Raw genomic sequence first — 14,031 nt, forward strand, 5'->3', positions numbered from 1 at the left:
CACGCCTTTCTTCCTTTAGGGAGTGTACAAAAGAGGTAAAAGTAGATCACCATCACCTCATAATATAGAAGAAAAGACGAACATCAACTGACTAAAAACTGACAGTGATAATTTTCCACAAAAAAAGCCGTGTAACGGGTACGTTAAACGGCTTTTAAGTCATTACATTAGATGACAACTGTTAAGCAAGAATCAAAGCAGGCGACGCAATGCCTCTAGATCTTCTTCTGTATCCACACCGTGCGGCGGCAATCCATCTGCTTTCGCAACCTGAACGTTAATGCCTTGGTGTAGAAACCTAAGCTGCTCTAGCTTTTCCCACTTTTCCAATGGCGACATTGGCAAGGTAGCATATTTTGCCAACAGACTCGCACGGTAAACATACAAGCCAATATGGCGTAGCGCTGGGAAGTCAGCAGGAAGCGACTGCGGTTGCGTTTTGTCCATGAAACCAGTGCGATCCCATGGTATTGCCGCGCGACTGAAATACAGCGCTCGCTGCTTTTCATCACACACTACTTTGACGACGTTAGGATTAAACAATTCCTCTACGTCATCAATCAAACAAGCTATGGTCGCCATTTCAGAGTCAGCATCATCTGCTAGGGCTGCGACCGTAGCATGGATAAGGGCAACTGGCAGAAACGGTTCATCACCTTGTACATTCACGATGATTTCATCTTGCTGCCAACCCATAATAGATGCGACTTCCGCTAGGCGCTCAGTGCCATTTTCATGGTCATCACGGGTCATTACGACGGGCGCTCCAAAGGCTTTTGCGGCTTGTGCAATTACCTCATGATCGGTCGCGACAGTGACAGATTTTGCACCGGCTTTTAACGCCAGCTCATAAACCCACTGCAAAACAGGCTTACCACCTAAATCTGCCATGAGCTTCTGCGGAAAACGCTGAGACGCATAGCGAGCAGGAATAACGATGTGGAAATCAGGCAAGGATACACTCATTTTTTCTCGAACTCCGGTTTTTGTGCCAGTGCATAAGCGTCTTCTAATGCCATACGAAAGGCTAAAATCACATCAGCGACCTCACGAGCAACGCCCTGCCCTGCGGCTTTATTTAATATAAAGTGACAGTGACGCTGTACTAAAACATGGGCATCGCTTGGACAAAAAGACACCCCAACTTTGGGCATCACTTGTAGGTCTATCACATCATCACCCACATACGCGCTTTGCTCTGGGGTTAATTGAAGCGTTTCAACCAGCTCATCAAAGGCGGCGGCTTTATCATGACAACCCGGATAAAAATGCTCTACCCCCAAATCTTCCATGCGTTTGCGCAAAGGCGCAGAATCTTTGGCGGTAATCACCGCCACGGTAACGCCCCACTTGGGTAGCAACTTCATCGCTACCCCGTCTTTGACATTAAAGCGCTTAATTTCTTCCCCTTGAGCGGAGTAAAGCAGACCGCCATCCGTTAAAACGCCATCCACATCAAACACAACTAGCTTCAAGGCTGATAGCTTTTCTTTAAGGGCTTTTGCTTCTAATAACGATGGGTAAGACGCAAGAAAATCCACATCCATTGGTTAGGCGCTCGTATCTAGCGTTTCAAATGTTTTAACCAATTCATCAAGCTGTTTCATTTGCTTTAAGAACGGCGCTAATTTGCCTAATGGCAAGGCACATGGACCATCGCATTTTGCGTTATCAGGATCAGGATGCGTTTCTAAGAATAAACTGGATAAACCAAGAGACATGCCTGCTCGTGCCAATTCAGTCACTTGCGCACGACGACCATCGGCCGAATCAGAACGGCCACCAGGGCGCTGCAAAGAATGCGTTACGTCAAACATCACTGGGTATTCGAATTTCTTCATTTCACCAAAGCCCAACATGTCCACCACCAAGTTGTTGTAACCCATCATGGTGCCACGCTCACACAGCATAAGATTGCTGTTACCGGCTTCTTCACACTTGGTCAAAATATGTTTCATTTCGTGTGGCGCAAGAAATTGTGCTTTCTTGATGTTAATAACCGCACCCGTTTTGGCCATCGCCACTACAAGATCAGTTTGACGAGAAAGAAAGGCGGGTAATTGGATTACGTCAGCTACTTCTGCCACAGCGGCACATTGGTGTTCTTCATGAACATCGGTAATCACTGGCACACCAAAGGTGTCTTTGATTTCTTGTAGGATCTTCAACCCTTCTTCTAGGCCTGGGCCACGAAAAGAGTTGATAGAAGAGCGATTCGCTTTATCAAAAGAGCCTTTAAACACATAAGGAATGCCCAATGCTTCGGTCACTTTAACGTGCTCTTCCGCCACTTTCATTGCCAAGTCACGGGACTCTAATACGTTCACACCACTAAAAAGCACAAAAGGAAGGTGGTTTGCGACTTCGATATTCGCGCCAATTTTAATAATTTTATTTCCGTGTGACATTAGTCGCTCCAGTTTATAGTTTGGTTCATGCGCTCCTCTTTAAACGGGAGCAACAAATAAAATAGCTTTTATCGATCGTAAATTTCTAGAATACCGGTCAGAGCATTTTCGTCGTTCGTGACCACCAGCAAGGTGATTTTATCGCGCAACATTTGCTCTTCAGCTTGTACGATCATGATGTTTTCATTGATCGTTTTGGGATTCGGCGTCATCAATTCAGACATTTTTTTATCGATCATACCCGCGCTGTCTTTGAGCATGGCGCGACGTAAATCGCCATCGGTAAAAATACCCAGAAGATGACCTTTTTCCTGTATCAACACCACCCCCATACGACCATGGGTCATTACTGAAATCGCCTCTTTTAACGTAGCGTCAGGTTCACACACAGGTAGATTATCACTGTGCATAAGGTCTTTAACTCGGGTCAATAACTTACGACCTAAGCTGCCACCGGGGTGAAAACGCGCAAAATCTTGTGGCTGAAAATCTCGACATTCCATTAACGCAACCGCCAACGCATCGCCCATGGCGGTGGTCATTGTGGTTGAGGTGGTAGGTGCTAAATTATTGGGACAAACTTCACGGTCGATGGAAATATCCAAGACACAATCACAATGCTTCGCCAAGGTAGAATGGATATTACCTACAATCGCAATACTGGGATTACCGAAGCTTTTTAATGATGGCAATAAACGCATCAACTCTTCGGTTTCACCTGAATAGCTAATTAATACCAAGGTGTCTTGTGGCTGAATCATGCCAAGGTCGCCATGAAACGCTTCACCGGGATGAAGAAAAAAACTTGGAGTGCCTGTAGAAGCTAAGGTGGCGGCGATCTTCTTGCCGATTAAACCAGACTTACCCATTCCACAAATGACCGTTCGACCTTTACTAGACAAGATCATGCGAACGGCTTTAGCAAACTCTTCCGTCACTTGATTCGCTAGGCTGGCTAGGGCTTGAGCTTGTATTGATAAGGTCCGATGAGCACTCTCGATAAGGGTATCAGAGTGAATACTTTTAGGCTCTAAAGAAGCTTTGATAAAAGATGGACTAGTAGAAGATGGATCGCTCATAAGACATCTCTGAATAATTAAGTTAAATGATTATACAGAGGTCGAAGCAGGTCGCCTACCACAGAGCGAACTTTCCCGCTCACTCTGTGGTGACTTAGCGCATGATTACGCTATTGGTGTATTAAGGCTGCGTTATGATGTCGTAACCGCTTAACGAAGGCAGCTCATGAACTGGCCGCTAATTTCTGTCAAAAAGGCCAGATAAGCACCACGATTCATCACTATGTCTGTTCCTAATGGGTCTAGAGGAACCGATTTAACCTTAGTGCCTTCTAACAATGTTTTGACGATAGCAGGACTAAATTGCGGCTCACTAAAAACACATTGCACCTTGTGATCATTAATCATGTCACGCAGTTCGGCCACTTTTTTCGCACCAGGTTTACGCTCTGGGCTCACTGTCACTTCCCCAACATGGTCTAAGCCATAGTGCTGCTCAAAGTAGCCATAACCATCATGGAATACGATATAAGGTACATTTTTAACAGACGCTAAAGAGGCTTTAATTTCTGCATCTTTTTTCGCTAACCCTTTTTCAAAGGTAACGAGGTTTTGTTGATAATAGCTAGCGTTTGCTGAGTCTAGAGCGACTAATCGTTTTGTTACTGCTTCAGCAAGAACTTTGGCATTGTTTGGTGATAACCAAACATGAGGATTGACGCCTTCATGATGATGCCCTTCTTCGTGACTGGCATGTTCATCATGGTCCATATCTCCGTCATGATGCTCTTCGTGATCTGCATGATCATCATGGTCTGCATGTTCATCATGACCTACGTGCTCTTCGTGATGTTCTTCTTCATGACCTTTATCAAATTCTTGTAAGGTCATGCCTTTTAACGCCAACCATTCAATCGACGATTTTTCTTTCCCCGCATTTTCTAATGGTTTCTCTAAGAAACGTTCCAAAGATTCACCCACCCAAACGACAGTATCAGCTTGGTTGATTTTTCTAAGGTCAGAAGGACGTAACGCAAAGTCATGGGGAGAAGCAGTACTAGAAACAATTTGCTCTATATTCGCACGATCACCAGCAATAGCAGCAACCACCATAGATACCGGTTTAATACTGGTAACTATCGTAGGTTTAGCAAACAAAACCGGAGACAATACAGACACACTCAAGGCAACCAGAAGCTTATTCATTGTTGTTAAATCACTCTTAAATAAATGTTATAACGTAACATTACAAAATTAACGAGCTAGTTTCAAGTAGGTTTAACAAAGTTATCTAAAGATTAAACCTACTCACTCTACTTAAGTTGCAAAGAATTTAAGGTAATTGGGCGCACTACCAAACCGGCACGCTGGCCAATCGGCACATTGGTATTAGGGAAAATGATCGCATCACCCGTCGCTTTAACTAAATACTGACTTTTAGAAGAATGCGCCAATTCATAACCTTGTTCAAACTCGGTAAAATTTTTAACGTCGTCAGAAATAGTCAGTTGATAATCTTCATGGTCTTTCAACAGGGCGTCCTGTACGACAAACAATTTCATTGGGTGATTGTCTAACTGAACCGCGTCTGATTGAAAAAAGCCATCGCTGATAAGTGATGTCAGAGTGTGTTTAATACTATCAAAACGAGATAAATCGTTTTCACCAAAAGGATATACTTTGCCTAGTTCAACCGTGAACCCATGAGCACCATGTACAGCTGAAGAGTAATACGAAAATGTGGTCGTAGGCTGATGAGATAACAGCACCGCATCAATGCCTGATGCCGCCAAAAACGCCAACTGCTCTTTATCGTATGCCGCGTCACCAATAAAAGGATATACGACAAATTTTTCGTACTCAGAGCCGCGAATGGCGGTATGCAGATCATAATGAAGACGCTGGCTTCCTTTAGGGCTTTCATTGAAAAAACTCGTTACCGCTTGCTCCAATCGCTGAGCTCTGGGCACTTCAATACCCTCATGGTTGCGCCATGCTCCGCTAAACAATCGATTTAAGTTAACATCACAGAAACGCTCAGCAATGTTGGCTGAAACAGGGTTGCCAATAATCACTAAAAGACGAACGTTCAAAACAAGACGATCTTCCAAAATGGCTTTCACCAATTGATTAACCAGTTCAATAGGGCCTGTTTCGTTGCCATGAATGCCCACGGATAACACGAGATTAATGTCGGACTTTTGCTTAGGCTCCAATCTTAAAATCCCTGTTTCCTCAATAAAACCAACGCCGCTGGAAAAAGCCACCTCAAAAGGAGTAAGAGCAGTAGGATTTTTTAGGGTCAGAGCAAGAAAATCATTATCAGGGATCATCATAGTTTCCATTAAAACGGCTTATTGAAGAGTCTTAAATATCTAAATAAAAAAACAAATTAGGCTGCTCTATCATACCTTTTTTACTCGTTAGTATCCCTTTCTCAGATACCCAAAAGACCTGAAAGAAAAGTTAAGGTCGACTTTTAGACAGCAGACTCTAGCAGCAATCCTTTTCTTTCATTAAAAATGCCGATACCCTTTGTTCTGACACATCCTTTTACATTCCGAGACCCTTATGCCCACCACCGACGAAATCATCACTTTAGTGGATAAACACAATACTGTCATTGGAGAAATTCCTCGCCGTTTGATGAATTTTGGAGAAGATTATCACCGAGTCACCTACATTTTAGTGTTTAATAAAAGTGGTCATTTAATCGTCCAAAAACGCACTGACAACAAGGCTTTTTGCCCCGGTTACTATGGCGTCTCGACGGGGGGCGTTGTCGATAGTGGAGAATCTTATATTGACTCTGCTCACCGAGAACTGGAAGAAGAGCTCGGTATAGACTTGCCACTTACTTCTCAAGGTATTTTTTTTACTGAAGGAGAAAGCTTTAGAATTTGGGGGAAAATTTATACCTGTTGCTATGATGAGAAGCGTGATGGTGAACTCAAACTTCAAGCTAAAGAAGTGGCATCTATCCACGAAATGAGTATAAATAACATACTAGAAAACCCAGATAATTTGCTTTTCACACCAGACTCTTTGGATGCCTTACGACACTATGCAAACAAACTTACTCAACCGCTGCCAAGCGATCCTGCCTAACATTATGCTTGTCGCTTTGCTTTTATCCGGCAAAGCGGTTGCTCAAGAACGTTGGCAGACAGACGCTTATATACAACAGAGCTTTATCAAAATAGCACTGGAGCGCGAGTATAAAGAGTCCAAACACCCCAAACTCATTCGCTGGGAAAAGCCCATTAAGGTATTTTTCAAAAGCGATATGGGCGATGCTCAACTTCAACGCAACCTACTCACCATACAGATGCAGCATCTTGCCCATATTTCAGGTATGCCTATCAGCTTTACACCCTACGCAAAAGACGCTGGGATTTTAATAATATTTACCTCTTATAACACCATAGAAGATAAGGTTCGAACCTATATTGGTGATCCAGAGAAAATCCGTAAAGCACTAAATGAAGCCGTTTGTTTGGGTAACTTTCGTACCAATAAGCGCTCCGAAATAACTCGGGCGGTTATTATCATTCCTGTAGATTTCGCAAGAGAAAAAGCACGTTTGCTTGATTGCGTCGTTGAAGAAATAACCCAAACACTGGGCTTACCTAACGATTCAAACGATGTATTTCCTTCTGTGTTTAATGACGTCAGTATCGATACTTATTTAAGCCCATTAGATTATATTTTACTAAAGGCACTTTATTCGCCTCACCTCAGACCTGGGATGACAGTAAAACAAACCAAAGCCGCCTTTCCCAAGGTACTCAAAGACTTACATGCTTCCGGCGATATTGAAAATGCAGCCAGTCGCGTACAAATTGACAGTTTACGGAGCTATGTAGGAGACTAATCGGACTTTAGATCATCGTAAGAAAGTATGAGATAAATCAACTTCTCAGTCTTTTTTACATAACTTCCCATAAATTGTATTTATTGAATCTACTTTTACTAAGCAAGTTAGGTAAAATACCCTCACCAAAGAACTAATCGGAGAGTCTGAATGTTTCCTGAGCTCAAAAATGATCGCTTCTTGCGTGCCCTACTCAAGCAGCCTGTTGATGTAACGCCAGTATGGATGATGCGTCAAGCAGGTCGCTATTTACCAGAGTATCGAGCAAGTCGTGCACACGCTGGCGATTTTTTGAGCCTATGTAAAAATGATGCTTTCGCCTGCGAAGTAACACTTCAACCACTTGAACGTTATGAGCTAGATGCTGCCATTCTATTTTCAGACATTCTAACCATTCCTGATGCTATGGGCTTAGGTCTGTACTTTGAAACCGGTGAAGGTCCAAAATTCAAGCATACCATTCGCTCAAAAGCAGACGTTGACGCCCTGCCTATCACCACGGCTAACGATTTAGATTACGTGATGAAAGCCGTCACGACGATTCGTCATGCCCTAAATGGTCGCGTACCGTTAATTGGCTTCTCTGGCAGCCCATGGACTCTCGCAACCTATATGATTGAAGGCGGTTCAAGTAAAGATTTCCGCCATATCAAAGCGATGATGTACCAGTCTCCAGAAGTCCTTCACGCATTATTAGATAAGCTTGCTCAATCTGTTACGGCGTATCTTAACGGCCAGATTCTTGCTGGCGCTCAAGCGGTTCAAATTTTTGACACTTGGGGCGGCGTACTAAGCGGCCCTATGTACCAACAATTTTCACTGATGTATATGAAACAAATTATGGATGGTTTGATCCGCAATCATGAAGGTCAACAAATTCCAGTCATTGTATTCACCAAGAACGGCGGACAATGGCTAGAAAACATCGCCGCTACTGGGCCTGATGCTATCGGCCTGGACTGGACAACCGACATAGCTGAAGCTCGTGCACGCATTGGTGATAAGGTCGCACTTCAAGGCAATATGGACCCATGTGTGCTTTATGCGGATAAAGCCATTATCGAAAGAGAAGTGGCAACGGTATTAGAAGGGTTTGGTCATGGCACCGGGCATGTCTTCAATCTGGGCCATGGTATTCATCAATTTGTAGACCCTGATCAACCGAAATACATGATCGACGCGGTTCACGAACTTAGCGCAAAATACCACGAACAAAAATTCGATGACCTAGACTCATTAAATGACTTGGATTCATAACGTCAATTTGACGATGTGATTTTGCTAGCACAAAAAAAGGCGCCTGCTTTAATAGCGATTAAAGCAGGCGCTTTTTTTATTCTACAATCTTGCGTTAAGCGGCTTTGATGGCTAATAAACGATGGGTACAGGCTTCGTCTACGCGTTTATTTTGCTCACACCAAACGCCATTTCCTGTACGTTTCATACATTTAAAGTCATCATTTACATAACAACAAACGTGGTCATAGCCTCTTTGGTCTAACCAAGACAATCGACCTAGTGTCATGTCGTTTCCTTGGCCGATCACAACAAATCTAAGTTGAAGATCCATGCTGCTGTTTTGAACAGAAAAACTCATTAAATTCTGCGGCGCTGAGGTTCTGGTAAAATGCATCTTGGCCACTTTCTGTAAACTCTGGATTAAGCGTGCCATAAATCCTTCTACTTCAGACTTGAAGACAAGAAAAGAGTCATTATTTTGCATATTACACCTCAACGATCCATCAGTGGGATAACTAATATAGACCATAACGGATTCGTCAGTAGCGAGTTTTACACGAGAGTGTTACTTTTACTTAAACAATGCATATTTACTTGTATGGAGAAAAAACAATGAAGTTAATCACCGCCATTATTAAGCCTTTTAAATTAGATGAGGTACGCGAAGCGTTATCTGAGATAGGTATTAGTGGTATTACCGTCACTGAAGTAAAAGGGTTTGGTCGCCAACGCGGTCACACTGAGCTATACCGAGGTGCAGAGTATGTTGTCGACTTTCTTCCAAAAGTGAAACTCGAACTTGCTGTTGATCTTGATCAAATGGAACGTGCTATTGAAGCAATCCAACACAGCGCAAACTCAGGAAAAATTGGCGATGGTAAGATCTTTGTTACCGATCTCGAACAGATTATCCGTATCCGTACCGGTGAAACAGGTGCCGATGCGATCTAAGCGTCTCGCTGTTTAGCCCTAAAGGTATTGTCTGAACAAAAAAGCACAATGCAAATCACCATAAAAAAAAGAGGCTGAGCCTCTTTTTTTTATGGTGGCGTTTGGTAAAACACCTCACACCACCATTTTTATACTGATCCGTCCACGTAGTGGATTAACCTTTATTTGGCACCTTAATGGATACTGTTCCCAAATAGCGATTTTGACGTTTTTCTATCTGACGGAAAATAGCAATAATAACAATGCTAATCGCTAGATAAATAACACCCGCTGCTAGGAATATTTCCATTGGCGTATACGTTCTAGCAATAATGGTTCGCGCCATACCGGTCAAATCCAAAATCGTGATGGTACTGGCCAAGGCACTGCCTTTTAACATCAAGATAATTTCATTACCGTAAGCAGGCAACACTATACCAAATGCACGTGGTAACAGTACACGACGATACATTTGTGCTTTGCTCATACCAACCACTTTACAGGCTTCCACTTCACCCTGTGGAATCGCCTGAATAGCGCCACGAAATATCTCTGCCGTGTAAGCAGAAGTATTTAAGGTAAAGGCAATAATTGCACACCAAAATGGCTCTCGCAAAATTGGCCATAGAAAACTATCGCGAACGGCATCAAATTGTGACGCGCCATAATAAACTAAGAAAATCTGTACCAACAACGGCGTACCGCGAAAAAAGAAGATATAAGCAAATGGTACCGCGCGTATCCATAGCACAGGAGAAATGCGTGCTAACGCTACCGGTAATGCTAAAGCTCCGCCTAGTACAATCGACAAGATAACCAATTGTAAACTAACCCAAGCCCCTTCTAATAAACGAGGGAAGTATTCTACGATTACTGAGAAATCCATCGTCTACCCTCTTGTTAAGCCACGACGTGCGCGCTTTTCCAAATAAGAAACCACAACCATAGAAACTACGGTCAATGCCAGATACATAAAAGCAGCCACTAGATAGAACAAGAAAGCCTGTTTAGTGCTACTCACTGCAATATTAGCCTTACGCATAATGTCTTCTAGACCAACGATAGACACCAATGCTGTATCTTTTAGCAATACTAAAAATAAATTACCTAAACCTGGTAAAGCAATCCGCCAAACCTGCGGTAAAATTATTCGATAAAACTTACGAGCTGGCCCCATCCCTAATGCGACGGCTGCTTCATCCTGTCCTTTAGGAATAGACTGTAAAGCACCACGAAACACTTCTGTCGCGTAAGCACCAAACGTCAATCCTAGCGCCGTTACACCGGCAGCAAACGGACCTATTTCAATATATTTGTCGTAACCAAACACACTGGCAATCGCCATTAACACGGACGTAGCACCAAAATAAATAATCAATACTGTCAATAATTCCGGAATACCCCGAATCAAGGTCGTATAGATATTCGCAATCCACTGTAGCGGTTTTATTGACGATAACTTAGCGGCGGCGCCTAATAAACCAAGCACAAGACCAACAACTAAAGAAGCAAGAGCAAGCTCTACCGTGACCAATGCGCCTTGTAACAGCTGATGACCGAATCCATGAAGATCAATCATATTTTTTTCTCAGAATTAAGCAGAAAACAATCCCTTTGACTCAGTAACAGAGCCAAAGGGTATGTCGATTTTCTATTGTTTAGTAGATAGAAAATGGGAAGTATTTAGCGTTGATTTTTTGGTAAGTACCGTTCGCTAAAATTTCTTTTAGTGCTTCATTTAATTTATCTTTTAACTTATCGCCTTTACGAACAGCAATACCGATTTTGTCATTTTTCATGAAGGCAGCGCCTTTAAAATCGAATTTTTTGCCGTTGCCTGATGTTTTCAACCAGTTGTAAGTAGGCAGTTCGTCAGACAATACGATATCAAGACGGCCAGATACTAGATCTAGGTAAACATTGTCTTGGTTGTCATAAAACTTAAGTTTTGCTTTGCCTGTGTAGTGATCTTCCAAATATTGCGCGGCAAGTGTTGCACGCTGTGCACCAATCGTTTTGCCGTCTAAATTCTTAAGATCAAATTTTTCTCCAGTGCGACCTAAGAAACGCAAACCGCCAGAGTAGTATTTGTTTGTGAAATCAACGACTTTCTCACGATCAGGCGTGATGGACATAGACGCGATAATAGCATCGAATTTACGTACTTTCAGACCAGGAATAAGACCATCCCAATCCTGAGTAACCACTTCACAATCTGCTTTCATTTGCTTACACAGTGCGTGAGCAATATCGACATCAAAACCTTGTGGCTTGCCAGCGGAATCAATGTAGTTGAAAGGTGCCCAAGCACCTTCTGTAGCAAAACGAATTTTTTCTGCTGCTTGAGCAGAAACACCTGTTAGTGCAGCACCAACAAAAAGAGCCGACCCGATTATAATAGTTTTTAATTTCATGAAAGATTCCTTAGTGAATAATTATTTTTTTCATTTCTGCGACCAAACAGCTGCTTAGTCTTTTTTCTAAAACACACTTGATATGAACGCTTTGCATCGCTCTGAATCTGGAGATCCAAAGACTTTACTTGGTGTGCCTTTTTCTTCAACCACACCCTGATGAAGAAACACCACCTCGCTGGATACCTCTCGAGCAAAATTCATCTCGTGAGTTACGATTAGCATGGTTCTGCCTTCATCAGCTAATTTACGCATGACACCTAACACCTCGCCCACTAATTCTGGATCAAGCGCCGAAGTAGGTTCATCAAACAAAATGACTTGCGGGTCCATCGCCAAGGTTCTAGCAATCGCAACACGCTGCTGCTGACCACCAGACAATTGGTTTGGATACATGTCTTTTTTATCTGCGATGCCCACTTTATCCAGTAGATGCTCTGCGTATTCAATCACTTCACGTCGTGGACGCTTAAGCACATGAGCTGGACCTTCCATGACATTTTGCAAAATAGTCATGTGTGGCCACAAGTTAAAACTTTGGAAAACAAAACCAATTTGTTGACGCATTTTCGTCAGTTGCTTCATATCCCCAGGAACCAAGTCGGTTCCACCAGGAGTCAACTTCAAGGATTCGCCATTAAAAATGATCTCTCCTTGGGTTGGATTTTCCAGCATATTGATGCAACGCAAAAATGTACTTTTTCCTGAGCCACTTGATCCAAGAATAGAAATAACATCACCGTCATAGGCTTTAAGTGAAATACCCTTAAGCACTTCTACATCACCAAACGTCTTATGAATGTCTATTAGCTCTAGAGCTGGGACTTTCGACATGTTTATTACCTTTTTATATATCGTTTTTATTTTCAAGTACGAAAATAGCACATTCAAATACTGTTCCAGTTTTCCGATGAGCACGAAAAAAAATCATTCGTAGCTCAAAACAACCCATTGAACGTATTTTAAATTATTTTTTCCACAATTGTCTTTTTTTCCTGTCGGTTTGATCAGGTTGACTCACCTTAATTTGCAAATTCTTTCTTTCAGCCCTTGGAGACAACCCAAAAAAGCTTTTATACGTTGTACTAAAATGGGGCGCGGTGGTGAATCCGCACTCTGATCCAATCTCTGTAATCGACTTATCCGTCTGCACTAGCATTTGTTTTGCATGCTGTAGTCGTAGCTCTAAATAGTATCGAGAGGGCACTGCACTCAAATTCTGTTTAAATAACCGTTCTAAATGACGTCGAGAGACACCCACATGATAAGCAATATCATCAGAAGATAAAGGCTCTCGAATATTCGCTTCCATTAATTGCACGGCTTCAACCAATTTTGGCTGGCCTGTCCCAATACGAGCCTGCAATGGAATTCGCTGAGGGTCATCGTGAGTCCGAATTCGCTCGCAAACAAACTGCTCAGATATCGTACTTGCCAACGTCATGCCATGCTGTTTGCCAATTAGAAACAGCATCATATCCATCGCTGCCGTTCCGCCACTGCAAGTAAACCGGTCACGATCAACTTCAAAAAGATGGCTCGATACAATCGTATCGGGAAACTCATCGCGTAAATTGGCAATATTCCACCAATGTATGGTCGCGCGGTAACCATTTAACAGCCCAGCTTTGGCCAATAAGTAGCTTCCAGTGCAAAGTCCACCAAGATGAATCTGCTTTTGCGCTTGTTTTTTCAACCAATTTTCTAAAGTTTGACTTTCGTTTTGTGTCACAGGTGAGGCACCACACACAAAAATAGCATCCAGATCCTTAGGTGTGTCCACTGTTAGGTAGTCAGTATGCGTTGTAACGCCTGTATTTGAGAGGATTTCACTCCCTCCATGACCAATCGTACAGAAACGATATAAGTCTTTTCCTGTTACCCAATTTGCCATATGCAAAGTTTCTATAGCGGAAGAAAAACCTAGCATTGAATAGTTGGGTAGCAGCAAAAAACCGTATTTTTGTGGTTTTTTACTCGCCTGCATGATTTCTCTCGATGCAAATTCACTCTTGTACAAATTATTATCCTGCGATCAGTGAGTAAAAAAGAAGTTTATTTCGTTTAAAATGGATAACAAAGGGTTTTCCTGTTTGAATCAAGCTCTATTTATTAAAAACATTCAAATAAGAGAACTAAATGTCGCT

The 14,031-nt window shown here is 42.5% G+C and carries 16 protein-coding genes; 4 read left to right on the top strand and 12 right to left on the bottom strand.

The genetic code is table 11. The annotated features are described in order from the left end of the window. Positions 1 to 192 precede the first annotated feature (192 nt). From kdsB to astE, 6 genes are all read right to left on the bottom strand, one after another. On the bottom strand, positions 193 to 966 hold the full coding sequence (gene kdsB / locus E0D70_RS08345) for a 3-deoxy-manno-octulosonate cytidylyltransferase (RefSeq protein ID WP_133011812.1): 774 nt from the start codon (positions 964 to 966) through the stop codon (positions 193 to 195). After that, the gene (locus tag E0D70_RS08350; protein ID WP_133011813.1) at positions 963 to 1,547 is read right to left on the bottom strand and encodes a KdsC family phosphatase; all 585 of its coding nucleotides are present in this window, start codon (positions 1,545 to 1,547) and stop codon (positions 963 to 965) included. The genes kdsB and E0D70_RS08350 overlap by 4 nt, the downstream gene beginning before the upstream one ends. 3 nt (positions 1,548 to 1,550) lie before the next feature. Then, entirely contained in the window at positions 1,551 to 2,408 is an 858-nt protein-coding gene (gene kdsA, locus E0D70_RS08355) for a 3-deoxy-8-phosphooctulonate synthase (protein WP_133011814.1), read from the bottom strand. A gap of 68 nt (positions 2,409 to 2,476) precedes the next feature. After that, the gene (locus E0D70_RS08360; protein ID WP_133011815.1) at positions 2,477 to 3,487 is read right to left on the bottom strand and encodes a KpsF/GutQ family sugar-phosphate isomerase; all 1,011 of its coding nucleotides are present in this window, start codon (positions 3,485 to 3,487) and stop codon (positions 2,477 to 2,479) included. A 150-nt stretch (positions 3,488 to 3,637) separates the two neighbouring features. Continuing rightward, positions 3,638 to 4,633: a zinc ABC transporter substrate-binding protein ZnuA gene (gene znuA / locus E0D70_RS08365; RefSeq protein WP_133011816.1), complete on the bottom strand. Its 996-nt coding sequence runs from the start codon at positions 4,631 to 4,633 to the stop codon at positions 3,638 to 3,640. A gap of 107 nt (positions 4,634 to 4,740) precedes the next feature. After that, positions 4,741 to 5,772, bottom strand: a complete 1,032-nt coding sequence (astE, locus tag E0D70_RS08370) for a succinylglutamate desuccinylase (protein WP_240537039.1) — start codon at positions 5,770 to 5,772, stop codon at positions 4,741 to 4,743. A gap of 226 nt (positions 5,773 to 5,998) precedes the next feature. On the opposite strand from astE, the gene E0D70_RS08375 reads away from it, so the two are divergent. From E0D70_RS08375 to hemE, 3 genes are all read left to right on the top strand, one after another. After that, the gene (locus E0D70_RS08375; protein WP_133011817.1) at positions 5,999 to 6,535 is read left to right on the top strand and encodes an NUDIX hydrolase; all 537 of its coding nucleotides are present in this window, start codon (positions 5,999 to 6,001) and stop codon (positions 6,533 to 6,535) included. Continuing rightward, positions 6,492 to 7,301, top strand: a complete 810-nt coding sequence (locus E0D70_RS08380) for a DUF2927 domain-containing protein (protein ID WP_133011818.1) — start codon at positions 6,492 to 6,494, stop codon at positions 7,299 to 7,301. The genes E0D70_RS08375 and E0D70_RS08380 overlap by 44 nt, the downstream gene beginning before the upstream one ends. A 150-nt stretch (positions 7,302 to 7,451) precedes the next feature. After that, a complete protein-coding gene (gene hemE, locus E0D70_RS08385) occupies positions 7,452 to 8,558 on the top strand; it encodes a uroporphyrinogen decarboxylase (protein WP_133011819.1) in 1,107 nt (368 codons plus the stop codon). 94 nt (positions 8,559 to 8,652) lie between these two features. On the opposite strand, the gene E0D70_RS08390 is transcribed toward hemE, so the two are convergent. Further along, on the bottom strand, positions 8,653 to 9,024 hold the full coding sequence (locus E0D70_RS08390; protein ID WP_133011820.1) for a hypothetical protein: 372 nt from the start codon (positions 9,022 to 9,024) through the stop codon (positions 8,653 to 8,655). Between the two features lie 128 nt (positions 9,025 to 9,152). Here E0D70_RS08390 and E0D70_RS08395 point away from each other — a divergent pair, with 128 nt between their 5' ends. Further along, positions 9,153 to 9,491, top strand: coding sequence for a P-II family nitrogen regulator (locus E0D70_RS08395; RefSeq protein ID WP_133011821.1), 339 nt, complete (start codon positions 9,153 to 9,155; stop codon positions 9,489 to 9,491). A 154-nt stretch (positions 9,492 to 9,645) separates the two neighbouring features. On the opposite strand, the gene E0D70_RS08400 is transcribed toward E0D70_RS08395, so the two are convergent. The 5 genes from E0D70_RS08400 to E0D70_RS08420 form a co-directional block, all read right to left on the bottom strand. Further along, positions 9,646 to 10,356, bottom strand: coding sequence for an ABC transporter permease (locus E0D70_RS08400; RefSeq protein WP_133011822.1), 711 nt, complete (start codon positions 10,354 to 10,356; stop codon positions 9,646 to 9,648). Positions 10,357 to 10,359: 3 nt separating this feature from the next. After that, positions 10,360 to 11,049 carry an ABC transporter permease gene (locus E0D70_RS08405; protein WP_133011823.1) on the bottom strand — a complete coding sequence of 230 codons (690 nt, stop codon included), beginning with the start codon at positions 11,047 to 11,049 and terminating at the stop codon, positions 10,360 to 10,362. A gap of 79 nt (positions 11,050 to 11,128) precedes the next feature. Continuing rightward, complete coding sequence (locus E0D70_RS08410) at positions 11,129 to 11,884, bottom strand: transporter substrate-binding domain-containing protein (protein WP_133011824.1); 756 nt, start codon at positions 11,882 to 11,884, stop codon at positions 11,129 to 11,131. A gap of 66 nt (positions 11,885 to 11,950) precedes the next feature. Then, positions 11,951 to 12,718, bottom strand: coding sequence for an ABC transporter ATP-binding protein (locus E0D70_RS08415; protein ID WP_133011825.1), 768 nt, complete (start codon positions 12,716 to 12,718; stop codon positions 11,951 to 11,953). Between the two features lie 133 nt (positions 12,719 to 12,851). Continuing rightward, on the bottom strand, positions 12,852 to 13,871 hold the full coding sequence (locus E0D70_RS08420; RefSeq protein ID WP_133011875.1) for a GlxA family transcriptional regulator: 1,020 nt from the start codon (positions 13,869 to 13,871) through the stop codon (positions 12,852 to 12,854). Positions 13,872 to 14,031: the final 160 nt, after the last annotated feature.

It is taken from the genome of Marinomonas flavescens, assembly GCF_004352835.1.
Taxonomy (GTDB): domain Bacteria; phylum Pseudomonadota; class Gammaproteobacteria; order Pseudomonadales; family Marinomonadaceae; genus Marinomonas; species Marinomonas flavescens.

Excerpts from the sequence above, each read along its gene's own strand:
- kdsB (WP_133011812.1), bottom strand. The coding sequence starts at position 966 with ATGAGTGTATCCTTGCCTGATTTCCACATCGTTATTCCTGCTCGCTAT.
- E0D70_RS08350 (WP_133011813.1), bottom strand. The coding sequence starts at position 1,547 with ATGGATGTGGATTTTCTTGCGTCTTACCCATCGTTATTAGAAGCAAAA.
- kdsA (WP_133011814.1), bottom strand. The coding sequence starts at position 2,408 with ATGTCACACGGAAATAAAATTATTAAAATTGGCGCGAATATCGAAGTC.
- E0D70_RS08360 (WP_133011815.1), bottom strand. The coding sequence starts at position 3,487 with ATGAGCGATCCATCTTCTACTAGTCCATCTTTTATCAAAGCTTCTTTA.
- znuA (WP_133011816.1), bottom strand. The coding sequence starts at position 4,633 with ATGAATAAGCTTCTGGTTGCCTTGAGTGTGTCTGTATTGTCTCCGGTT.
- astE (WP_240537039.1), bottom strand. The coding sequence starts at position 5,772 with ATGGAAACTATGATGATCCCTGATAATGATTTTCTTGCTCTGACCCTA.
- E0D70_RS08375 (WP_133011817.1), top strand. The coding sequence starts at position 5,999 with ATGCCCACCACCGACGAAATCATCACTTTAGTGGATAAACACAATACT.
- E0D70_RS08380 (WP_133011818.1), top strand. The coding sequence starts at position 6,492 with ATGCAAACAAACTTACTCAACCGCTGCCAAGCGATCCTGCCTAACATT.
- hemE (WP_133011819.1), top strand. The coding sequence starts at position 7,452 with ATGTTTCCTGAGCTCAAAAATGATCGCTTCTTGCGTGCCCTACTCAAG.
- E0D70_RS08390 (WP_133011820.1), bottom strand. The coding sequence starts at position 9,024 with ATGCAAAATAATGACTCTTTTCTTGTCTTCAAGTCTGAAGTAGAAGGA.
- E0D70_RS08395 (WP_133011821.1), top strand. The coding sequence starts at position 9,153 with ATGAAGTTAATCACCGCCATTATTAAGCCTTTTAAATTAGATGAGGTA.
- E0D70_RS08400 (WP_133011822.1), bottom strand. The coding sequence starts at position 10,356 with ATGGATTTCTCAGTAATCGTAGAATACTTCCCTCGTTTATTAGAAGGG.
- E0D70_RS08405 (WP_133011823.1), bottom strand. The coding sequence starts at position 11,049 with ATGATTGATCTTCATGGATTCGGTCATCAGCTGTTACAAGGCGCATTG.
- E0D70_RS08410 (WP_133011824.1), bottom strand. The coding sequence starts at position 11,884 with ATGAAATTAAAAACTATTATAATCGGGTCGGCTCTTTTTGTTGGTGCT.
- E0D70_RS08415 (WP_133011825.1), bottom strand. The coding sequence starts at position 12,718 with ATGTCGAAAGTCCCAGCTCTAGAGCTAATAGACATTCATAAGACGTTT.
- E0D70_RS08420 (WP_133011875.1), bottom strand. The coding sequence starts at position 13,871 with ATGCAGGCGAGTAAAAAACCACAAAAATACGGTTTTTTGCTGCTACCC.